Here is a 21,357-nt window from a genome sequence, read left to right on the forward strand (position 1 = left end):
CTCCGTCAGTCCTTCGGACTGCCACCTCCCCTTGCAGGGGCCGATTTTTCCGGACGCCTGTTGATCGATCTCGTCCCGCTTTAGCGGCTGGCCAGCAGCGGCTCCAGACTTTTCCAGTCGTAAACGTCGGAGAGCAGCTTGCCGTTCAGCGTGAAGCTGGGGGTGCCCTGCACCTTGACGGTGTCGGTGGCGAACTTGGTCATGGCCAGCACCTTGTTCTGTTCGGCCTTGTCGATCAGGCACGCGTTGATCTGGGCATCGGTGGCGAGCGGCGCATGGCGGCGCAACTCGTCATACAGGCCAAGATCGCTGGCGATGCGCTTGAGCCGCGTGTTGGTGTCACCCTGATACCAGGCCGCCTGACCATCGCGGCCAAGTGCGGCCCCCCGCGCCATCCACGCTTTCTGACTGGCGAGCAGCCCCTTGTGCCTGCGAAAGAAGCTGGCTGGCTCGCCGCAGCGGGCCAGCAGAGCGACGGTGAGGTCCACCGGATCGCGGATGAAATTGCGCACCTCAAGGCTGGTCTTGCCGTCCGCAATGAACCTGGTCGGCAGCGCAGGGTTGGAATCCTGCTCGAACGCGGCGCAGTGCGGGCAGGTGTAGCTCATATACTCGATGATCTTCTGCGGCGCAGCGACATTGCCCAGGATATGGCCGCCGACCTGCGACTGGCTGACCTTTTCGGTCCAGGCAGGGGCGGCGGTCTGCGCTTTGCCAGCCGATGGCAGCAGCGCGGCAGCGGCAGTCGTCAGCGCAAGCGCGGCAACGGCAATCAGGGGACGCGCAAATTGCAGGGGGCGCGCGAAAATCAGGGGGCGCAGGGGCGCGGTCATCAATGGGCCTCGTCGGATGGTGGTTGCGCAAACAGGCGCACGGGTTTCAGATTGTCGCTTTTCAGCTGAACCGGGGCTGCACGGGGGGTGGGCAGAGCGGCGGCTTCGCGCGCTTCCTTGTCGGCCATCGAGCGCGCCAGCGATTCAAGCACCGTCTGCAATTCGGAGTCACCGATCGGCTTGAGGCCGTCGGCCGGCGCAAGCGCAATCGGCTTGAGCGAGGGCGGGGCGGCGCGGCTCGGCTCGGGCCGGAGCGGGCGGGCCAGCGTGCCATGCCGGTACTTCACCCGCGCGACGGCGTCATAACCGAAAAAGCGGTTCACCCGTGCTATGATCTCGGGCTCGGAATGCTGCATGAAGATCGCGGTTGCGCTGGTGACGACGAGGTTGAGCGTGCCTTGCGCCTTTTGGCCGCGCGGAAAGGCGATCGATTCGGGGCTGGCCATCGCGGCATAACGCGGCCCTGCAATCTCGGCCCAGCGGCTGACCAGCGAGCTCTGGACGAAGCCGAAGCGGCGAAAGCTGGTCTCGCCGATCGCCGGGATCAGGTCGGCGATGCCGCGCGCCTCGCCGCCGCGCCGCCTGACCGGGCGTTGCGGCGCGGGCGCGGACGATTTGCGCGGTTTGACGGCTGCCGTCGGGGCAAGGGGCTTATCGCGTTCCATATCGCTGCCGACCATGGCATAGCCGGGCCATGTCCGTCGAGTGTCGCGAGAAAATTGTGGATGAACGTGCAGGCTCGCCGATCGCGGCAGCGCTGCTCGCGCATTACGATGCGCATGCGCGGACATTGGCTTGGCGCATCTCGCCGCAGCAGCGTGCAGCCGGGGTGCGGCCCGATCCTTACCGGGTGTGGCTGTCAGAGGTGATGCTCCAGCAGACCACGGTCGCTGCGGTCACCGCTTATTTCAATGCGTTTACCGCGCGTTGGCCGACGGTCGAGGCGCTGGCTGCGGCGCCTGCGGAGGATGTGCTCGCCGCCTGGGCAGGGCTTGGCTATTATGCCCGCGCGCGCAACCTGATCGCCTGCGCCCGCGCGGTCGCAATCGAACATGGCGGGCGCTTTCCCGACACCGAGGCGGGGTTGCGTGCGCTTCCCGGAATCGGTGATTACACAGCAGCAGCGGTCGCAGCGATCGCGTTCGACCGGCCATCGGCGGTGGTCGACGCCAATGTCGAGCGGGTGACCGCGCGGCTGTTTGCGATAGAAACGCCTCTGCCCGCCGCCAGGGCCGCGATCCGGGCAAAGGTCGCACAGATGCTGCCTTCCGACCGGCCCGGCGATTTTGCCCAGGCGATGATGGACCTTGGCGCGACGCTGTGCACCCCGCGCAATCCTTCGTGCCTGCTGTGCCCGGTCGCGGCGCATTGCGCGGCGAGGGCGTGTGGCATCGCCGAATCCCTGCCGGTCAAACCGCCCAAAAAGGCAAAGCCGCATCGCACCGGCACTGCCTGGTGGATCGAGCAGGCGGGCCAGGTGCTGCTGGTCCAGCGCGCCGACAAGGGCATGCTGGGCGCAATGCGCGCGCTGCCCGACGATGGCTGGTCGGCAGGCCGTAACGGCGATGCGGTTGCCCCGATCCCGGGCCAGTGGACGCATATCAATGCCGCCGTCGCCCATGTCTTCACACATTTTTCGCTCGAGCTGTCATTGGCGCTTTATCGCGGCCCTCAAATCGATAAGGTTGCCATTGAAAACCTGAATGGCGCCAGCTGGTGGCCTGTCGAACGGATCGCAGAGGCAGGATTGCCCACGGTGTTCGCCAAGGCCGCACGAATCGCCATTCAGCATCGATAAAGCCGTTTCCCCCAAGGGCGGCAGCAACGTTACCGGAGTCGAATATGTCCAAGATCCTCAACCAGATGCCCAATCTCAGCCGCCGTCATGTGCTCGGGTCTGCTGGCCTGCTCGCCCTGTTCGCAGCGATGCCGGGCTATGCCCGCGCGATGGCCACCGGCGATTTCGGTCTGATCCGCGCGCAGGTGGAAGATTATGTCGCGTCGAAGAAGGTGGCCGGGATGCTGGTGTCGCTGGGCTTCGGTGCGCAGCCGCCTGCGCTGATCGGCGCGGGCAATCTGGCGCTCGATATTCCCACCCCGGTCGATGCCAACTCGCTGTGGCGGGTCTATTCGATGACCAAACCGATTGCGGGAATGGCCGCGATGATGCTGGTCGAACAGGGCAAGCTTGGCCTCGACCAGCCGATCGCGGACTTCATCCCCGAGTTCGCCAACATGAAGGTGCTGACCGATCCCGCCAACAGCCTGGATGCGGTGCCCGCCAAGACGATGATCACCCCGCGCCACCTGATGACGCACACCGCAGGGCTGGGCTACAACATCGTCACCAAGGGGCCGCTGCTCGAGGAATACAACCGGCTGGGCATCAACCCCGCTGCGGTCAGCAAGACGCCGATCCCCGGCTTCCCGATGCCCGCGCCGACCCCGCCGATCGACGAGTTCGCCCGCCGCGTCGCCTCGCTGCCGCTGATCGCGGAACCTGGCAGCATCTGGAGCTATTCGATCGGGCTCGACCTGCTTGGCTATGTCATCCAGGTCGCCAGCGGCATGGAATTCGGCGCCTACCTGCGCAAGAACATGTTCGATCCTTTGGGCATGACCAGCACCTACTGGACGGTGCCGCAAAGCGAAGTATCCCGCCTCAGCACCAATTACGTGCCGTTTGCAGGCGCATTGATTCCGGTCGATCCGGCGCAGGACAGCATCTTCACCACGCCGCCCGCCTTCCCGTTCGGGGGAGCAGGGCTGGTCAGCAGCGCGCGCGATTACGATCGCTTCCTTGGCATGCTGGTCGGCAAGGGCCAGCTTGACGGCACGCGGATCATGACGGAAGCGACCGCGCTGACGGGCATGTCCAATTTGTTGCCGGATACCGCCACCACCAAGGGCACCTGGATCGAGGATCAGGGCTTCGGTGCGGGCGGTCGCGTGGGTCTCGGCAATGCCAAGGGCCCTGCAGGGACCTATGGCTGGGGTGGCGCTGCCGGAACGGTGGCGTTCGTCGACCACATCCGCGGCATCCGCGCATCGGGCTTCACCCAGTACATGCCGGCAGAAACCTATCCCTTCCAGCGCGATTTCGGCAAGATGGTCTATGACCAGCTGCAGGCGATGGGCTGATCGGTCCGCCGGGGAGAGCATAATGTCCTTGTCGCTGATTGCTCCGGCGCTGACCGGGGGCCGCATCGACCGTGCCGATCAGGTCCGCGTCGATCCCGAACAGCTCGCCGGATACATGAACTGGAAGGCGCGGGTGCTCACGCTGAACGGGCTCGAGCCCGAGGTCAGCATTGAAGGCCGGCTGGTCTGGCGCAGCCTTGCCGATGCCGCGCCCGACAGCGAGCTGATCTTCCTCGGGCTGATGGACGGCAAGGCGCATTTCGCCGAGTTGAAGCGCAACGAGCCGGGCTCCAGCCTGCACTACAACCCCCGCGTCTGGCAGCTGCTGGCCAGCCTGCCCGCCGATGAGCTCGCGCTTTACGGCGGCGCGCGCACGCTGGTCGATTGGCATGCGCGGCACCGCTTCTGCTCGCTGTGCGGCGCGGCAAGCGCGATGAGCAAGGGCGGCTGGTCGCGCATCTGTACAGGTTGCGCTGCGGAGCACTTTCCCCGCGTCGATCCGGTGACGATCATGCTGTCGGAATTCAACGGCAAGGTGCTGCTCGGCCGCCAGCCGCGCTTTCCCGCACGGCGTCTTTCGGCGCTGGCCGGGTTCGTCGAGCCGGGCGAAAGCATCGAGGAAGCGGTGGCGCGCGAACTTTGGGAAGAGGCAGGCATTCGCGTGCGCAACGTGCGCTATGTCGCCAGCCAGCCCTGGCCGTTCCCGTCGTCGCTGATGATCGCGTGCACCAGCGAGGCGCTGAGCGACGAACTGACGCTCGACACCACCGAGATCGAGGAAGCCGGCTGGTTCAGCGCCGCCGAGGTGCGCGCCGCGATGGCAGGCGACGACGCCGCCCCATTCATCGCGCCACCTCCGTTCGCCATCGCGCACGACCTGCTCAAGCACTGGCTCGACGCGCAACAGGCGTAAGGGTGACGCGCTCGGCTCGGCGTATTGCGGCCAAACCAGATATTGACGCTGACATTGCCAGGTGGCATGAGCGCCTTCGCATCGCACACGCGACCTGAGCGCGCGGGTATAGCTTAGTGGTAAAGCTCCAGCCTTCCAAGCTGGCTATGAGGGTTCGATTCCCTCTACCCGCTCCAGAAGGCTGTTTCAGGCCGTCCCAGAACCTTTACAAAACGGAAAAAATGGCGGTATTCTGCCATTTATCGCCTCATCGCGTTTCACCCCATCTCAGGGCAGCTCTCGAAATTGGGGGCCTCTTGAGGGGCGATTCGACATGTCGTTTGTCTGTTTTGGAGGCGCGAAAGGAAGGACCGAGATGCCGCTGACCGATACCACCGTTCGCCATGCTCAGCCGAGGGAAAAACCTTACAAAATGGCGGATGCGCAGGGACTCTACATTCAGGTCATGCCGTCTGGCAGCAAACACTGGAAAATGAAGTACCGATTCGACGGCCGCGAAAAGAAGCTGAGCTTTGGCGAATATCCGCGGGTGTCGCTTCGCGATGCGCGCGACCTTCGCGACGAAGCGCGCAATCAGCTCACGAAAGGCATCGACCCGTCCTACGAAAAGCGCCGGAACAGGCTCCGCGGGAATGTTGCCGCCGGGAACAGCTTCACCGACATCAGCCGTGAATATTGTGACAAGCGACGGCGCGATGGCGACAAGGCATGGGCGCCATCGACGGCGAAGAGGTGCGAATATCTTCTAAGCCTGCTGGATAATTCCATCGGTAAAATGCCCATCGACGAGATCGAACCGATTGACGTGCTGGCGGCGGTTCGAAAGATAGAAGCCAAAGGGAAACTGGAGAGTTCGCGGCGGACGATGCAGCTCGCTGGCGCAGTCTTTCGCTATGCCGTGGCGTCGGCCCGGCTGAAGTCGGATCCGAGCCGCGACCTGCGCGGAGCGCTGATCAATCCCACCGTCACCCATTATGGCGCGATCACCGATGCGAGCCAGGTCGGCCCGCTCCTCCGCGCTATCGATGGCTATAAGAGTCAAGGCATGACGGATTGGGCGTTGAAACTGGCGCCGCACGTGTTCGTGCGTCCGGGGGAATTGCGCAGCGCCCAGTGGGAAGAGTTTGACCTGGACGCCCGCGTCTGGACCATTCCCGCCGAGAAGACGAAGATGCGCAAGCCGCATCATGTGCCTCTGTCGCGGCAATCTGTCGCGTTGGTCGAACAAATCCGCTCGATAACCGCGCCGTGGAGCTACATTTTCCCGTCTTTATGGTCGCGGAAGCGGCCCATGTCCGACAACACGCTCAACGCCGCGCTCCGGCGGATGGGTTACACCAGCAGCGAGATGACGGCGCACGGGTTTCGGGCGATGGCGAGCACGCTGCTAAACGAATCTGGCAAATGGTCCTATGACGCGATCGAGCGTGCGCTAGCGCATGGCGACAACAATCGGGTGCGCGCGGCCTATCATCGTGGGGCACACTGGGATGAGCGCGTTGCTATGGCGCAGTGGTGGTCCGACTATCTCGACGATCGGCGGGTGGATGTTGGCGAAAAGTGCGACGAGGCACGCGCGCTGTCAGCAGGGGAGGGTGTACCTTCGCCCTCGTCGAGCAGCGTCGTGATCAACCATGATCTTGGATGGCGGCGATCGCGTGGGCGACGGTAGGACCTCAATTTGCGATGATAGTGGCCGCTTGGCGCTTGGCACTGTGCGGTGACTGGGACAGGCGTGGAGCCGTTCGACGAAGGCAGGATTGCTGAGCCCAAGGCGGAACGACGTGGCTAGCCTTGCAAAAGAGAGAATTCGTTCCTATGAATGATAATATAGGAATTCATTCAGGAGAATGTTGTGGCAACGCAGCTAGCCTCACACGCGGATCAGGGTCGCGTTCTCTCGGAAGCGGTCGCGCGCGTGGCGACGTGCTGGAAATTGACCAACGATCAATTGGGCGCGGTCGTCGGCATTTCTGCCGCCACCGCGTCGCGGCTTCGTTCCGGCAGCTATCAGCTTCAACGAGCCGAAAAGGCGTTCGAACTCGGCCAGTATTTGGTTCGGCTGTTTCGCAGCCTCGACGCCCTTATGGGAAGCGACGATGCCGCTTCGATGTCGTGGCTGAAATCCGAGAACGTCGATCTTGGCAGCAGACCGCTCGATCTAATCCGGACTATTCGCGGCTTGAGCGATGTCGCCGACTATGTCGATGACTACCGCGCCCGCGTTTGAACGAACGCCAAGGTCCGAGGATTTTCGCACCTATCGCGGAAAGCTCTGGCGGATCGTCGAGGCGCAGCACCGAATTTCGACGAACCGCCTCGCGGCGGGCACCGAAGATCAGGCACTGCTCGAGCAGCTTGTTGAAGAGGTGAAGCCGAGCCTGCCAGTGTCGGCCCGGCATCTTCACTATCTGCTCGCTACCCCGTTTCGCTACGGGCACAAGAGCAGTTCGAGATTTCGCCGTGCCGGCGAGAAGCCGGGCATTTTCTATGCGGCGGAGTCTGTCGCCACAGCGATCGCCGAAACGGCTTATTGGCGCCTCCGCTTTTACTCGCGTTCACCCGGATTCCAGCCGCCGAGTACGACTGTAGAGCATTCGGCAATCAGTGTGACCATCGTGATGGATCGCATGCTCGACCTCTGCGTGCCGCCTTATCTTGAGGCTGCGTCTCTCTGGATGGCACCGGATGATTATTCAGCCTGCCAGCTGTTCGCCGCCGAAGCGCGGGCGATCAATACGCAGGCGATACGCTATGCTTCGGTCCGCGACCCACAGCATCGAGCCAATGTCGCGATATTCGACGCTTCGGTCTTCCGCGATCCGACGCCACGAAATGCTCAAACCTGGCATTTTCGGTATGAGCAGGGGGAATTGACTGCATTCGGTGCATTTCCGTCCAATGAGCGATTCAGCTTTCGTTCTGCGGATTTCGGGCTCTGAGAGGGTAGAGTAGCGGATCGGCCGCATGCCTCTGGACACTCCCGTGATGAGGACCGCATAAGCTCCTCTAGTACAGGGAATGCGTGCGCATCGCAGCATGCCAAGAACGAATGTCAAGTTAGGTGCGCATGGAGGGGGGCGGCAGTGAAGACAATCCGCGAAGGCACTGCGGGGAAGGCGAAACTGCGGCTTGTCCAAACAAACAATGGCTTCGTCGCTATCGCGATCGAGGGTGGAAAGACAATCCTGCAAAAAGAGGGCGCTTCCGCCGACGAGGCTTGGAACGCACTACAGGTGGAGTTAACGCGCGAAGGGCCGAATTGGTATGGATATGCCGGTGCCCGCGCGCGCTTCTTGCACTGGTTCGCCGGCGGGTTTGAGTCTCCAGCTTATCTCGCGGACGAGAGGGCCTACAAGCTCAAAGCCAAGAATGAGTTGGAGAAGACGGCGCCGGTTGAGGAGGCTGCGACTGGTTCGGGGCATGGTGAAGCCGTGCTGCGCGCCTATCGGGCAACTAACCTTCTTTATCCGATCGAGAAAACTAGGATGCAAGGTCTGTTACGAGGGTCAGATGGCGACGATTTCATCCGCGCCGCTGCCCGCTTCGCGTTGGGTGAAGGAAAGTCTTCGCTGCGCGCGATGGAAACGCTACTGCGTCCCCACGAGAATGCCAAATGGACGGTCGTGACTTATCTTCCCTATCTTTGGCACCCGGCCGAGCATATTTTTCTAAAGCCCGAGGTGACCAAGGATTTCGCTGCCCGTGTCGGCCATCCCCTTGCTCACTCCTATGCGGCAGATCTTGATCACGCCGTTTATGAAGACCTGCTCGATATGGCAGCCGCGATTCGCCAATCGATGCTGGATCTGGAACCGCGAGACATGATCGACATTCAAAGCGTCATCTGGGTGGTCGGCGACTACCGGGACGGGCGTGAGGCGAGCCAGCCATGAGCGAACCGGGAGACTGGCGCAACCTATCGCAATTGAAGCCAGCAGCAATCGATACGCGCTCATTCGACGTAGCACAGCGTAGTCGCGTCAATGCCATAAAGGTGATCCGCTCCGGTCTTCCTAAGGTCCGTGCGCATCCGTGGCACGACGGCAATGCGAGTCTTGCCGCATTGTTCGGGCTGAGCACCGAAAGCCATTGCTTCAGCGAAGCGCCCCATGAATGGATTGATCCTCTCGAGCCCCAGATTACTAAGGGCTTTGTCCATTTCCTCACCAATGGACCGCACCACCGTCAGCGTGAGCGCTGCCTGTCGTTCGTAAAGGCGGCCATGGCCTGCTCTCCACGTAGCAAATCAATTGGCGAGGAGTGGCAGCCACTCTCTGTCTGCGCGGAGGCAGAAGAGAACCGTATCGACATACTTGTAGAACTGACTGATGGTAAATCCCGGTTTGGCGCCGTGATTGAGGCGAAGTTTGGTCATCGCCTGACCCAAGGGCAGTTAAAAAAGGCGGAAGGTCACGTTCTCGACCGGGATGGCCGAGCGTGGAATTTGCCGTGCTCGGCCTTTCTGGTAATCGCGCCGCTCACCAGCCAGATCGACCCCGAATTGCTCAAGTCGAGCCCTAACTGGATGCCAGTGAGCTGGTGGGCGTTTCTGACTAGGCTCGATATGGAAATTGATGCAGCGCAAGATTGCGGCGATTACCGCCGCTTCAGGCGGTCCGTTTGGAACAAATCCTATTGAGAAGGCACGGGACAGATGGTTCAGATTTCCATGGGGATGCTCGCCTATTTCGGTGACAGTAAAACAAGGGCGGCAGTGGACCTTCTGCTGGCCAAGAAACGACCATCAATACCCGATGATGTGAAATGGGACGAGGTGCCGGAGTTTTTCCGCGCCCTGCGAGCTGCGCGTCAAATTCAAACTGATTACGCGATACTACTGCATGAGATATGGAATGATGTCTGGAAGCCGCTTCCCGCAACAATCTGGAAAGCGAAAGCCCCTTACGAACAGGGGGATGACGGCATTCTGGATCCCACCACGATCTGGACCAATAGCTACGCCCTTCGATTATACGAGCGCGACAAACTGTCGAGCGAACTAATAGTGTATGTCGACAATGAAACGGGCGTTCAGATCGGCTTCAATGTAACCCAGAATGGAAAAACTAAGCTTCCGAAGCTTTTAGCTGACTGGGAAGCTGACGATGGAACGTTCTGGAGTCCGTCGGCGCTTGTCAAAATTCAAAAAAATCTGAATCTTACCGCACTAGAACCTTGGGCCGTTGAAGCGACGAAAATCATCAAGAGCGCTGGAAAGGCACAAAGGTGAGACGCACCTACGCCTTCAGAAAAATTATGACGATTCCCGTTGTCCGTCCGCAAATTGCTTTGCCCAACAAAGGCCGTCGACCAGCACCATTTGCGCAATTGTAGAGCACGGAATTTCCAGTAGCCGAGGGTTGGCGAAGACAACCGCTAAACATCGCGCGCGGCTTATGGCGACGTTGAGGCGGTTGCGACTATACAAAAACTCGATGTTTCGCGGCAGATCATCGCCGGAGGAAGTGACCATCGAGACAAGCACTACGGGTGCCTCTTGGCCTTGGAACTTGTCTACCGTGCCGACGCGCGCGCCCTCTGGCAGGATTCGCTTCAAAAGTTCGACCTGCATGTTGTACGGCGAGACCACCAGGATATCTTCCGTCCCGATCTGATGGCGTCGTTGATGGCGGTCGACCCAATGAGCACCGATGAGAGCTTGGTAAGTGATCGCAAGACGATCGGCTTCCGCCTTGGAGCGCTGCGTGCAACCAAAATGATCGACATCAACAAACCGCAACCCAGCTGCCGCGAGGGCCTGCGGATCTTGGCCTTTGTCGACCTCTATTCGCTGATGCGCCGTCGTTGGCTCCGCCTCAAGTCGTCCGTCATATACCGCGTCTGAAATGAACCGGCAGAGGTCCGGATGCATGCGCCGGGTGATTGGCAGAAAGACACCTTGATCGGCGGGCACCGTGGCATGGCCCTGCAAAAGATGATCCAGCGCGGACCGGCCGCTGCCTTCAGGATGCGTTCCCTTGATTGGCTGCGAAAGCTGCATTTGGTCCCCGACGAGGATGATGTTGCGCGCCGATGTTCCCATTGCGACAATATTGGCCAGGCTGACCTGCCCCGCCTCGTCGACAAAGAGATAGTCGAACGCCTCATCGAGTTCCTGATTTGCAAAAAGCCACGCTGTACCGGCAGCGAGCTGGTGCCCCGGCGACACACCGCTGCCGCTGCCTCCCACCACATCTTCGATCCACCCGCCTCCGCCGAAAGTCTGGTCGTTGCGCGAAGATTTCTTCATCCCTCGGCAGCGGAGGCCTTGAGCGGTGGCCATGTCCTCAACTTCCTTGAGAAGATTGTTGACCGCTTTGTGCGAATTCGAAGCGACCCCAACACGCTTTCCTTCCGCGAGCAAAGCCACGATCGCCTGCGAGGAGGTGTAGGTTTTTCCTGCTCCTGGCGGCCCTTGAATGAGGAGGTAGCTGTCATCGAGCGCCCGAAGAGCTTCGATTGCGCCTTGGGTCGCGTCGATTGCATCTGGGAGTATTGGTTGGCCCGGAGACCGTCCTGTGAGCTGCGGACGATCGCGGCGCAACATTGCGGTAATGGCCGAATATTTTCTCCCGTTTGCGGCTACATCTTGCGCATAGCGGTGGACAGCCGCTCGAAGAACTGCGTCGCCAACTGGGCCTTCGGGAATGAGCGAGCAGCCAGCATCTAGGCGGGAGCGGGATGGTCCGAGTTTGAGCGCGATGAAACGCTCGTCTTCATCGATCTCCAAAATCTCCCCCGCAGGCTCCAACGTGCCCGATCGCAGCGGCTTGTCACCAACGCGGAGTTTAAAATCCTGCGCGGGGAAAGTGAATGGATAGACGATCGACTTCTTCTCGTTCCAGGGCCGAGCGGTAGGATGCGGCTGAATATTTGCAATGCACTCGGCGTCATCGAGCAGAGCGTCGCCATCCATGTCCTGTCGCGCGAACATCGCCCACCAGCTTGGCTTTGCTTCGCGCTTGTGGAACTCGAGCAAGTCGACGAGGAGCTTGCGCCACGGAGCATCGTCGATGGCGAGAAGGGCGCTGGCAAGAAGGCGCGTTCGCTCTTCGGCCTCGTCGCGGGCCTCTTCCTTGGCGGCGTCGGCGGGCTTTAGGGTTCGTCCGGTAAACCATGACGTCGCGGCCGGACGGAGGGTGAGCAACCAATCGCGGCACATTCGCGTCGAACGGCAATCGACCTCATTGTATTCGGCGATCTCGCGAAGAAGTTCATCGCTGCCGCCGCGGCGCCACTTCTCGTAAATGACGATGCTGTCGCCAGCGGTCTTGACTTCGCCCTGTCGACCACCTGGAAGGTAAAAGGCTTCCATATTCTTGATCGAGTACCGCGGCTCTGACGTGCGAATGGCTTCTGACACGACTTTGTAGAGATCGACGAGGCGATCGGTGCGTAGCAGATTGTCGACTTCGCGTTCGCGCGTTGCATGATACATCGCAAGCCTCTTCAATGCCGTCTGCTCGTATGACGCATAATGATAGACATGCGCGCCGGGATATCGCGAGAGGCGCGCAACGATGAAGTCGATCGTCTGTTCAAAGGCCAGTTTTTCGCTTTCGCGGTCGTGCGCCCAGAAAGCACGGAAGCGATCTTCTGACTCCTCCATCGAAATGAAACCGAAAAGATACTCAAGGCCGCCGTCGAAGAGGGGGTCCCCTTCCATATCAAAGAAAATGTCGCCTTCATCGGGCTGCGGTAGCCGAGCAAAACCTCGCTCTGGCGTCGCTTGGAGTAGCTCGACCTGGCGCTCACCGGTCGTCCTGTGATGAGCCTGCAGGCGGGCTTGGGCAGACAATTTATAGACGGTGCCCGGCTGCATCCCCGACACAGCAGATTCCCGGGGGAACTGTGCCAGAGCCCCAATATCGTTGATGCCACTCGTTCGCAGCGCAGCGATCTGACTGCGCCCCATTCCCGCGACGATTGATAGATGATCGGCTGCTTCCCACTCAGTGTCGCAGCGCTCTGACCAGCGGCAGAACGTGCAATGCCCGCAAGGGTCTGCGGCCGAAATGGGGGGCGGATTGCTCACGAATCTCTCGAAGCGTTGCCGGGCGAAGTTGAAATAATGGAACACTGCTGTGGTTTGGATCGTCGCGATCTCGCCGGTGCCAAGCACGACGTGCATGGACGGCGGCATCACCCCCTGTTCCTTGGCCAGCATATCTGCATAGACGCAGAGTTGGAGAATATGCTTGGGCTTCGCCGAGCGAGCCAGCTTGGTGTCCGCGACATCATAGGCGAAGCTGCCAAGTAGGGATTCGACCCCATCCTTCTTCAGCAGGAAATCAGAATAGCCGTGCCAGTGACCAGATAAAAACGCGCCCTGATAGATGACGTCGTGACCCGCTTGCATTGCATGACGTGTTGCGTCAGCTCGCTCCTGAAGTGTTCCTTCGACAGAAACTTCTGCGACCGAACGGCCTTCCGACCGCAGCAGCTCCAGATAGGCGAGTTCGTGCTCAATTCCCTTTTGCTGGAGCAAAACAGCCATTTCGTCATCTTTGGGAAAGGAGGCTGGGTTCGTCAGGTTGCGAACATCGAGCACGGTGGCATGCGCGCAACCCATGAAATTGACGAGGTCACTGGCAGAGAAGATCGTCTGCTCGCGGTGCTTCAGCATTAAATTCCCTCCCAATAAGGATCAGGGTCCGCTCGACTCCACCAATCAGATTCGTCATGAAGACACCAGACGACAGAAGCTGTCGTGTTGGAGGACATGTATGTCTTATCGCAATGCGGTCGACGTTCTCACGATAGCGGCACGCGCTGCGTCGCTGCGCGGCGTCAGCCTTGCCGAAATCGAAGAAATTCTTGAACGGGACTATCGGACAGCGCAACGCATTATTTCGGCGCTCGCTCTACTTTTTCCAGAACTCGAAAAACTCAAGGATGAGGACAGCGGGAAGGCGCGGTGGAAGCTACCGCACAAGGCAATCGCGCCTCTTCTCACGCCGACGGCCGACGAACTCGCCGCTTTGGCGCTGGCTGAGGAAATGATGGACAAGGGCGCGGGGACTGACCAGTGCGAAGCGCTGCGCTGTTTGCACGCGAAGATTTTGGCCCTCATTCCAGACGACCGAAGTCGCCGTATCGAAGCCGATGAAGAAGCGTTGCTGTTAGCTCAGGGACATGCAGCGCGGCCAGGTCCACGCCCTTTGGGTTGTGAAAGCGTCGATCTTGCGATCTCGACAGCTCTGAAAGGCTCATCGAAGCTCCAGATCCGCTACCGGGGCTGGAAAGATGCCGCATCTCGCGATCGGATAGTAGCGCCTCACGGCTTGTTGCTGGGCTTCCGCAGGTATCTCGTCGCCGTCGATGTCGAGAAGATGGGTGGCGGCATTCAGCATTTTCGTGTTGACGGTATCGAATCCGCAACCGTCCTACCCGAAGCATTTGTTCGCAAGGACGGGTTCGATCTCAACGAACATGCCGAACGCTGCTTCGGTTCCTATCAACAGGAATCTGGCATGCACGATGTAGCGTGGCGCTTCCTGCCCAAAGCTGCCTCGCGCGCCGAAGCTTTCCTCTTCCATCCTACACAGATCTCTGATCGGGGGAGCGATGGATCCCTCACGGTTCGGTTTCGCGCCGCTGGCTTGCTCGAAATGTGTTGGCATCTATATTTGTGGGGCGACGCTGTTGAGGTGCTCTCACCGCCCGAGCTCGCCGAGATGGTGAGGGCGCATCAACGATCCGACTTTGCTTCGATGCCTTGAGGGCCGGAGCGACGCTCCAGCCCTCATCTCTGTTTAGCAGTCGGGGAGATCGTCCAGATTGTTGCGCGACGTCGTGTCGCGATCAGTCCGGAGATACTTCCCGGTCGGACCAATGACGACCTTGATTTTGGTTTCAGGGGCGTTGGCCCAGTTCACACAATATTCGTGATAGCCATAATCGATATCGTTGATCGCATCGGATTTGCTCCGGGGCGACCAAGCTTCACCCGAATTGCAAAGGCGCGTGATGTCCCCCTGCGAATCCTTGCCGGTGGCACGGACGTACCGCTTAGCCATATCTTTTCTCCTGTGGTGTTGCGGCGACTCGCCATCTTGTCGCTGAACCCAATTTGGATGAACGGGACGACAGATCGCGTCATACACTTCGACGCCCATTCGATTTCCGAGAGCGGGAGCGCATCGAGCGCGGCCTCAAATGTGCGCACACTGGCGGCGACAGGCACCGCTAGAGGTCGCGCGTTTGTACGGTTGGCCGCGCAGCGCTCTTGTCTCGCTTCTTGCCGCCGCGGGCGCGCGTCCCTTACGGCGGGTAAACAGCGCGGGGCGCTGTTCCGGCCGCGGCCTGGCCGCGTCCGACCCGCCACCGGCCCGCGCACGCCGCCGCGCCTGCGGCTGCGACAAGGGCGCGTTTATTGTCCGATGATGACGCCGCGCTGACCGCGCGGCGGCGTTGCATGTGGCCGGCCACGGACAGCGTGGCAGTCGGCGCACGGCTGTGGGACCGCTCGGCCGGTGCGCAAGCCGGGTCTTCGCCCCGGCTCCTCCACTTCGTTGCGGCCCTGCGAGTGCGCGCCGTCCTTTGGCGCAGTCCCGTCGCCTTTTCTCGCCGCCCGCCCCGCCGTCCGGGGCCGGGTGTGGTTGAAGGGAAGGAAGATAGCCATGAAACTCGACTTCATTGATTTGGGTAATCTGTCGATTGCCGCTGCCAACATGCGCGGAAAGGGGAAAGACCCCGATGTGTCCGACCTGCTCCCGAGCGTTCGTGCGCGCGGTGTGCTGGTTCCGCTGCTCGTTCGTCCGAATTGTTCGGAAGGCCGGTTCGAGATCGTCGCGGGGCGTCGGCGCTTTACCGCAGTCAGCGCGGTGGCGCGCGAGGGCGGGGCGGTGAAGCCGATCCCGTGCGCGATCCTCGACGAAGGCGATGATGCCGACGCGCTCGAAGCATCGATGCTCGAAAACCTTGCGCGGGTCCGGCCCGACGAGGTCAGCCAGTGGGAAGCGTTCGTGGCGCTGGTCAAAACCGGTCGCAGCGTGGACGAGGTTGCCGACACGTTCGGGTTCGAGCCGTCGGCGGTGAAGCGCATCCTGGCGCTTGGCAATCTGTTGCCGCGCATCCGTACCCTCTATCGCGGTGGTCAGATCGACGTGAACACAGTCCGCCACCTGACCCTTGCATCGAAAAGCCAGCAGAAGGCATGGCTGGCGCTGTTCGACGACGAGAACGCCTATTGCCCGACCGGCCATCAGCTCAAGGCGTGGCTGTTCGGCGGCACGGCCATTGCGGTGACGCATGCCCTGTTCGACGTCGAGGCGTTCAAGGGCGGCATTGTTGCCGACCTGTTCGGCGAGGATCGCTTTTTTGCCGACAGCGATGCATTCTGGACCGCGCAGATGGGCGCCATCGAGGTGCGCAAGGCCGACTATCTTGAGGCCGGATGGTCCGACGTGATCATCATGGAGCGAGGGCAGTGGTTCCGGTCATGGGATTATGCCCATGCGGGAAAGCGCAAGGGCGGTCGCGTCTATATCGAGGTTCGAGAGAGCGGCGAGGTCAGCTTCCACGAAGGCTTTGTCACCATCAAGGAAGCGAAGCGGCTTGCGAACGGCGGGAGCGGCGACGGTGGGGCGGTCATCGACAAGCAGAGGCGTCCCGAGGTGTCGGGTCCGCTCAATGCCTATATCGATCTTCATCGCCACGCGGCGGTGCGCGCCGACCTGCTAGCACACACCGGTGTCGCACTCCGAGCGATGGCCGCGCATGTCATAGCGGGCGCAGACCTGTGGCGGGTCGATGTCGAGGCGCAGCGCGCTCCGAAAGAGGATATCGCCGAGAGCGTGGAGACCTGCTCCGCCGAAGCCGCTTTCGACGCGAAGCGCCGCGCCGTGCTCGCCGTGCTTGGCTTCGACGAGGATGCGCCGACCGTTACCGGCAAGGGTTTTCACCGATCCCCTTTTGCGCCGCTGTTCGCGCGGCTTCTGGAATTGCCCGATCCGGTGGTGATGGAGGTGATCGCGATCGTCATGGGCGAGACGCTGCAAGCGGCCAGCGAGGCGGTCGAGATGATCGGGCTTCATATCGGCACCGACATGAACCGGCACTGGAAAGCCGACGCGGCGTTCTTCGACCAGCTTCGCGACCGCGAAGTGCTGCTCGCCATCGTCGGCGAGGTTGCGGGCGCGGAGGTCGCAGCAGCAAACGCCGGTGAGAAGGGTAAGACGCTGAAAGCGATCATCTTGGATTGCCTTGCGGGCGAGAACGGCCGCGCCAAGTCCGAGCCGTGGGTTCCGCAGTGGATGGCGTTCCCGCCGACTGCCTACACGTCGCGCGGGGGTGTCGGCAGCGTGCAGGCGGCGGCGCGTGTGGCTTTCGATCTCTCCGCGAGCATTGTGCCTCTCACCGAGGACAGCAGCGGACCGGAAACCGACGAACCGCCATTGGCGGCATAAACAACAGGGCGGGCGGCTTTGGGTCGCCCGCCTATTTTTCCCTCACCGGTAACGGACGCGCTGTCCCTTCGGGCCAGCGCGGCGCTTTCATTTTTGGCGCGCCGCCGCCGCAAGCGGCGACGGCGCGCGGAGGCCGAAAGGTAAAAAGGCGGCGCGATAAATCGCGCCGCCTTAAACGATGGTCTGCGTTGCAGAATATCGCCCCCCACCACCGAACGCTCCCCTGGGTCGCAATCAGGGAGCGTCCGACGAAAGATCGTGTTGCGATGCCTATGGCGATAGCCGATGGGGCCGGATTGTACAGATCCGCCAAAACGGAGCGATGGCGCTCCAGATTTTTGCATCTCCAATCCTCCGGCGGGGTACCCAACACGCGCGATGACGCGGGAACAACCACAATCGCGGAATGTCTTCGCTAAAGCGTCCGTGGCAACCTGTTTCCGGCGCATGGAGGCGTGTGTTTCGCCTGGCCACCGTGCTTCCATGGCGTCACTAATCCAGTGCTGCTGATTATCGTCCGGATCGAGCCGAAGACCATCCCCGTCGACGGGCGAGTTGACCTGGACCGGCGCGGCGACCCGCGAAAGAGCGGCGGCGCGATTATTTCCCCGCGCGTGTGCCACGCGCTCCTCGCGGCCGCTTCGCTCCAAAATAATCGCGTCGCCGCACTCCTCCGCTTTGCTGCGGCCCTCGCGGGTTCGCGGATCGCCTCATGCGCCGGTCCCTGGTCCGCCCATGTCGCAGGGATGGTCCCGCGGCAGTTTGAAGGAGACGACCAATGGCAGCTATTGGCTTTGTGAACGGCACCATCGAAGAAGGCTTTATGGGCCAGCTGAAAACCCTCACGATCCGCGCGGCGATCGAGATCCGCACCAACCGCTCCAAGAGCGGAGACGTCCAGCCCGACTACCGGGTCTATTCCGAAGGCGTCGAGATCGGCGCGGGCTGGGTCCGCACCGGCGAGGCATCGGGCAAGACCTATGTGTCGCTGACCCTCGCAGCCCCCGAGTTCGGGCCGCGGCGCATCTACGCCAATCTCGGCCGCGCTGCCGGCCAGGACGGCGAAGACGGTTACGCGTTGATCTGGAACCCCGCCGATTGAGGCGGGCTTCCACCCCGCGCCGCTTCGGCGGCGCGGGGCTTTGCCATGCTTGACCCTAAGCCGCTTCGCGCTTGAGATCGGCGATCGTGAACGAGTGCGGGTTACGCAGCCACATTTCAACCTCGCCGGCACGCCAGCCGCAGCAGCGTTCGGCGAGCTTATGCTGCGTCGGGAAGGTCCCGGCGGCGATCTTGCGGTAGAGGGTTGCGCGGCTGAGGCCCGTCAGATCGAGGACTTCGTTGAGGCGCATGAGGCGGAGAGGAGATTGAAACGCCATAAACAGTTCCTTCATTTACTGGTTCGAAATGATGCCCCGTCAATGAGAGTGGGAAACTTTTTTCGTTCGTCAATGATCTGAAATTTGGCGACGAATCGACGTTGTCTAAGTCTGTCGTACTGTGTCCAAATCTGGGTAAGTCTGTCCAAGTGTAGCGTGTGAGACTAAATCTGCATTTTGCGGCAAATAATTTCGCTCCCGCTCGCGATTGAGACTGTCTGAGACAGTCGCGCTGCGAAGGACGCGCCGCGGACGGCGCGATCATCAACCGATTCGTTCCTGGTGGGGCGCCGCTGGCGCGCATGCGGTCGCCGCTGCGCGGCGGCGTTGGTCTCTCCCGGCGGCTCGGGGGCAGGGTGGGCGTCACTCGCCTCTAGCCCCGCCCGGTCAGGCCGCAACCCGCGTGCCGCGGGTCCTCCTCTTCGTTCCGGTCCTGCGGATGCAGCCCGCCCGATGATGCGGGTCTGCCGGCTCCTTCCTGCCGCCCACCCCGCCCCCTTCCGGGCCGGGGTGCGGTGGCTGGAAGGAGAAAGGATATGCGTGCCGCAAGGATAGAACGTGCCAGCCTCTATTCGGAGGTCACCAACCGGATTATCGTCGAACTTGAAGAAGGACGGCTGCCATGGGTGCAGCCTTGGGACAGCGCGGCGTGCGGCTGCACCATGCCGCAGAATGCAGGCACGGGCCGCAAATATAGCGGGATCAATGTTTTGATCTTGTGGGCGGAGGTGGTCGCGAAGGGTTATGCCTCACAGCGTTGGCTGACCTACCGGCAAGCCGAGGCGGCGGGCGGCAACGTCCGGCGCGGCGAGAAAGGCACGGTCATCTGCTATGCCGACCGCTTTACGCCCAAGGCCGAAGCCGAGGCAGCGCGCGGCGAGGACCGCGAGGCGCGGCAGGTTGCGTTCCTGAAACGCTTTGTCGTCTTCAATATCGACCAGTGCGACGGGCTGCCCGACGATTACATCGCGCCGATGGTCAGCCCTGATCCGGTGCTGGCGATTGCTGAGGCCGATGCGCTGATCGCCGCGACCGGCGCGTGCGTCAATATCGGCGGCGGCGAGGCCTTCTACAGTCCGAGCCACGACTTTGTGCAGGTGCCGCCGCAGGCGGCATTTCATGAACCGATCAACTGGTATCGCACCGCGCTCCACGAGCTGGGCCATTGGACCGGCCATGCGACCCGACAGGATCGCGACCAGAAGGGCGTGTTCGGTTCGGAAGCATACGCCAAGGAGGAGCTTGTCGCCGAGATGGCGGCGGCGTTCACCTGCGCTTCGCTCGGCATCGCGCCGACCGTGCGCCATTCCGATTATATCGTGTCGTGGCTGTCGGTGCTGGAGGGCGACGACAGGGCGATCTTTCGCGCTGCCAGTCAGGCGAGCAAGGCGAGTGACTTCCTGCTCGCATTCGCGGGAGAAGAACAATGAGCGCCCGCAAGTCGCGCGAGGAACGGCTGCGCCTATGGCGAGCCGAGCGCGTCGTCGATCGGATGCACGGCATGGATCGCAAGGTCTTCCTCGCGATCCGGGTCGATGAGATGAGCTATTCGCAAATTGCAGAACGGTTCGACATCAGCGTGGCCGACGTCGAAAATCACTTCGCAGCAAGCCTTCGTATCATGATGAAAGCCATGGACGAAAAGGATCCATGGTGGTGGCGATTCCGGCTGTGGTGACCATGTTCGCGCCGGATGGCGCTTGCCATCCGGCGCTTCCAATTACAGGGTGAAGACAATGCGCACCGACCTCGATCATCTCCCGGCCAACAAGCAGCGCGAACTTGAGCGCGTGAAGCAGATCATCTTCGAAGAATTCGCCGACAGCGTCGCGCTCGCGACAATGAACTGGAAGAAGAAGGGCCGGATAGACAAGATCATCCTTTACGGCAGCTACGCGCGCGGCGGCTGGGTCGATGAGCCGCACACAGCCAAGGGCTATCGGTCCGACTTCGATCTGCTGATCATCGTCAGTGACAAGCGCCTAACTGACAAGGTCGATTACTGGCTCAAGGTCGAGGACCGGCTCAACCGCGAGCTTGCGATCGACAAGACGCTACACACGCCGGTCAACTTCATCGTCCACACGATGCAGGAGGTGAACGACGGCCTCGCGCATGGGCGCTATTTCTTCATGGACGTCGCGAAAGATGGGATCGCGCTTTACGAATTTGACGACAAGGAATTGCACAAACCGAAGCCCAAGACGCCGCAGCAGGCGCTGGATATGGCGCAGGAGTATTTTGATGAGTGGATGCCCACAGCGATGGGTTTCCAGCGGAATGCGGGATACGCAGTTAAGGATGGCGACCTGCGCCTCGCCGCGTTCCTTTTGCATCAGACGGCTGAACGGCTCTACCACTGTGTTCTTCTGGTCTGCACCTTCTATACCCCGCACGTCCACAATCTCGGCTTTCTGCGCACCCAGGCCGAGCGCATCGACATGCGGCTCGTCGACGCTTGGCCGCGCGAACTGAAAGCTGATCGCAAGCACTTCGAGAAGCTCAAAGAAGCCTATGTGAAGGCGCGCTATTCAAAACATTATCGGATCAGCGAAGAGGAATTGCGCTGGCTTGGCGAGCGCGTCGAAGAACTCGGCCGCGCCGTGCACGCAATCTGTTCGGAGCGGATCGCCCAGCTGGAAGCAGCTGCGCAGGCTCATCGCTGACCCATGCCCCGC

At 61.4% G+C, this 21,357-nt stretch carries 21 protein-coding genes and 1 tRNA gene; 17 read left to right on the forward strand and 5 right to left on the reverse strand.

What is annotated here, in order from left to right; genetic code table 11:
• Nucleotides 1–80: 80 nt before the first annotated feature.
• Both ACK4R0_RS00840 and ACK4R0_RS00845 read right to left on the reverse strand, forming a co-directional pair.
• Nucleotides 81–833, reverse strand: a complete 753-nt coding sequence (locus tag ACK4R0_RS00840) for a thioredoxin domain-containing protein (protein WP_409668808.1) — start codon at nucleotides 831–833, stop codon at nucleotides 81–83.
• A complete protein-coding gene (locus ACK4R0_RS00845; protein ID WP_409668811.1) occupies nucleotides 833–1,498 on the reverse strand; it encodes a DUF721 domain-containing protein in 666 nt (221 codons plus the stop codon). Before ACK4R0_RS00845 ends, ACK4R0_RS00840 begins: the two co-directional genes overlap by 1 nt.
• A 29-nt stretch (nucleotides 1,499–1,527) precedes the next feature.
• Between ACK4R0_RS00845 and ACK4R0_RS00850 the strand changes: the two genes are divergently transcribed.
• The 10 genes from ACK4R0_RS00850 to ACK4R0_RS00895 all read left to right on the forward strand — a co-directional run bounded on the left by ACK4R0_RS00850 (nucleotide 1,528) and on the right by ACK4R0_RS00895 (nucleotide 10,120).
• Nucleotides 1,528–2,631 (forward strand): A/G-specific adenine glycosylase, encoded by a 1,104-nt coding sequence (locus ACK4R0_RS00850; RefSeq protein WP_409668814.1) that lies wholly within the window; start codon nucleotides 1,528–1,530, stop codon nucleotides 2,629–2,631.
• A gap of 44 nt (nucleotides 2,632–2,675) precedes the next feature.
• Complete coding sequence (locus ACK4R0_RS00855) at nucleotides 2,676–3,974, forward strand: serine hydrolase domain-containing protein (RefSeq protein WP_409668817.1); 1,299 nt, start codon at nucleotides 2,676–2,678, stop codon at nucleotides 3,972–3,974.
• Nucleotides 3,975–3,996: 22 nt separating this feature from the next.
• Nucleotides 3,997–4,887 (forward strand): NAD(+) diphosphatase, encoded by an 891-nt coding sequence (gene nudC, locus ACK4R0_RS00860; RefSeq protein WP_409668820.1) that lies wholly within the window; start codon nucleotides 3,997–3,999, stop codon nucleotides 4,885–4,887.
• A gap of 102 nt (nucleotides 4,888–4,989) precedes the next feature.
• Nucleotides 4,990–5,063 (forward strand) — tRNA-Gly (locus ACK4R0_RS00865).
• A 179-nt stretch (nucleotides 5,064–5,242) separates the two neighbouring features.
• Nucleotides 5,243–6,559 (forward strand): tyrosine-type recombinase/integrase, encoded by a 1,317-nt coding sequence (locus tag ACK4R0_RS00870; RefSeq protein WP_409668823.1) that lies wholly within the window; start codon nucleotides 5,243–5,245, stop codon nucleotides 6,557–6,559.
• A 183-nt stretch (nucleotides 6,560–6,742) separates the two neighbouring features.
• Nucleotides 6,743–7,117 (forward strand): antitoxin Xre/MbcA/ParS toxin-binding domain-containing protein, encoded by a 375-nt coding sequence (locus tag ACK4R0_RS00875; RefSeq protein ID WP_409668826.1) that lies wholly within the window; start codon nucleotides 6,743–6,745, stop codon nucleotides 7,115–7,117.
• Nucleotides 7,089–7,829 (forward strand): RES family NAD+ phosphorylase, encoded by a 741-nt coding sequence (locus ACK4R0_RS00880; RefSeq protein WP_409668829.1) that lies wholly within the window; start codon nucleotides 7,089–7,091, stop codon nucleotides 7,827–7,829. The genes ACK4R0_RS00875 and ACK4R0_RS00880 overlap by 29 nt, the downstream gene beginning before the upstream one ends.
• 144 nt (nucleotides 7,830–7,973) lie before the next feature.
• A complete protein-coding gene (locus ACK4R0_RS00885; RefSeq protein ID WP_409668832.1) occupies nucleotides 7,974–8,783 on the forward strand; it encodes a hypothetical protein in 810 nt (269 codons plus the stop codon).
• Complete coding sequence (locus tag ACK4R0_RS00890; protein ID WP_409668835.1) at nucleotides 8,780–9,529, forward strand: PD-(D/E)XK nuclease family protein; 750 nt, start codon at nucleotides 8,780–8,782, stop codon at nucleotides 9,527–9,529. The genes ACK4R0_RS00885 and ACK4R0_RS00890 overlap by 4 nt, the downstream gene beginning before the upstream one ends.
• A 15-nt stretch (nucleotides 9,530–9,544) precedes the next feature.
• Nucleotides 9,545–10,120, forward strand: a complete 576-nt coding sequence (locus ACK4R0_RS00895) for a hypothetical protein (protein ID WP_409668838.1) — start codon at nucleotides 9,545–9,547, stop codon at nucleotides 10,118–10,120.
• A 24-nt stretch (nucleotides 10,121–10,144) separates the two neighbouring features.
• Here ACK4R0_RS00895 and ACK4R0_RS00900 read toward each other — a convergent pair whose 3' ends face one another.
• Nucleotides 10,145–13,516: a TM0106 family RecB-like putative nuclease gene (locus tag ACK4R0_RS00900; RefSeq protein ID WP_409668841.1), complete on the reverse strand. Its 3,372-nt coding sequence runs from the start codon at nucleotides 13,514–13,516 to the stop codon at nucleotides 10,145–10,147.
• A 100-nt stretch (nucleotides 13,517–13,616) separates the two neighbouring features.
• Here ACK4R0_RS00900 and ACK4R0_RS00905 point away from each other — a divergent pair, with 100 nt between their 5' ends.
• Nucleotides 13,617–14,612: a helix-turn-helix transcriptional regulator gene (locus ACK4R0_RS00905; protein ID WP_409668844.1), complete on the forward strand. Its 996-nt coding sequence runs from the start codon at nucleotides 13,617–13,619 to the stop codon at nucleotides 14,610–14,612.
• A gap of 33 nt (nucleotides 14,613–14,645) precedes the next feature.
• On the opposite strand, the gene ACK4R0_RS00910 is transcribed toward ACK4R0_RS00905, so the two are convergent.
• Nucleotides 14,646–14,909, reverse strand: coding sequence for a DUF3892 domain-containing protein (locus ACK4R0_RS00910; RefSeq protein ID WP_409668847.1), 264 nt, complete (start codon nucleotides 14,907–14,909; stop codon nucleotides 14,646–14,648).
• Between the two features lie 456 nt (nucleotides 14,910–15,365).
• Between ACK4R0_RS00910 and ACK4R0_RS00915 the strand changes: the two genes are divergently transcribed.
• The 3 genes from ACK4R0_RS00915 (at nucleotide 15,366) to ACK4R0_RS00925 (ending at nucleotide 18,402) form a co-directional block, all read left to right on the forward strand.
• On the forward strand, nucleotides 15,366–17,300 hold the full coding sequence (locus ACK4R0_RS00915) for a ParB/RepB/Spo0J family partition protein (RefSeq protein ID WP_409668850.1): 1,935 nt from the start codon (nucleotides 15,366–15,368) through the stop codon (nucleotides 17,298–17,300).
• A 500-nt stretch (nucleotides 17,301–17,800) separates the two neighbouring features.
• The gene (locus ACK4R0_RS00920) at nucleotides 17,801–18,100 is read left to right on the forward strand and encodes a hypothetical protein (protein ID WP_409668853.1); all 300 of its coding nucleotides are present in this window, start codon (nucleotides 17,801–17,803) and stop codon (nucleotides 18,098–18,100) included.
• Nucleotides 18,079–18,402 (forward strand): DUF736 domain-containing protein, encoded by a 324-nt coding sequence (locus ACK4R0_RS00925; protein WP_409668856.1) that lies wholly within the window; start codon nucleotides 18,079–18,081, stop codon nucleotides 18,400–18,402. Before ACK4R0_RS00920 ends, ACK4R0_RS00925 begins: the two co-directional genes overlap by 22 nt.
• 55 nt (nucleotides 18,403–18,457) lie before the next feature.
• Here the strand turns inward: ACK4R0_RS00925 and ACK4R0_RS00930 are convergent, their stop codons facing one another.
• Entirely contained in the window at nucleotides 18,458–18,694 is a 237-nt protein-coding gene (locus ACK4R0_RS00930) for a helix-turn-helix transcriptional regulator (RefSeq protein ID WP_409668858.1), read from the reverse strand.
• 521 nt (nucleotides 18,695–19,215) lie between these two features.
• On the opposite strand from ACK4R0_RS00930, the gene ACK4R0_RS00935 reads away from it, so the two are divergent.
• Genes ACK4R0_RS00935 through ACK4R0_RS00945 form a run of 3 tightly spaced genes read left to right on the forward strand, consistent with a single transcriptional unit; the run spans nucleotide 19,216 to nucleotide 21,345 of the window.
• On the forward strand, nucleotides 19,216–20,109 hold the full coding sequence (locus ACK4R0_RS00935) for an ArdC family protein (protein ID WP_409668861.1): 894 nt from the start codon (nucleotides 19,216–19,218) through the stop codon (nucleotides 20,107–20,109).
• Nucleotides 20,106–20,357 (forward strand): sigma factor-like helix-turn-helix DNA-binding protein, encoded by a 252-nt coding sequence (locus ACK4R0_RS00940; protein ID WP_409668864.1) that lies wholly within the window; start codon nucleotides 20,106–20,108, stop codon nucleotides 20,355–20,357. The genes ACK4R0_RS00935 and ACK4R0_RS00940 overlap by 4 nt, the downstream gene beginning before the upstream one ends.
• Before the next feature lie 58 nt (nucleotides 20,358–20,415).
• A complete protein-coding gene (locus ACK4R0_RS00945) occupies nucleotides 20,416–21,345 on the forward strand; it encodes a HEPN domain-containing protein (protein WP_409668867.1) in 930 nt (309 codons plus the stop codon).
• The last annotated feature ends 12 nt before the right edge of the window (nucleotides 21,346–21,357 follow it).

This window comes from Blastomonas sp. (assembly GCF_046294995.1).
Lineage (GTDB): Bacteria > Pseudomonadota > Alphaproteobacteria > Sphingomonadales > Sphingomonadaceae > Blastomonas.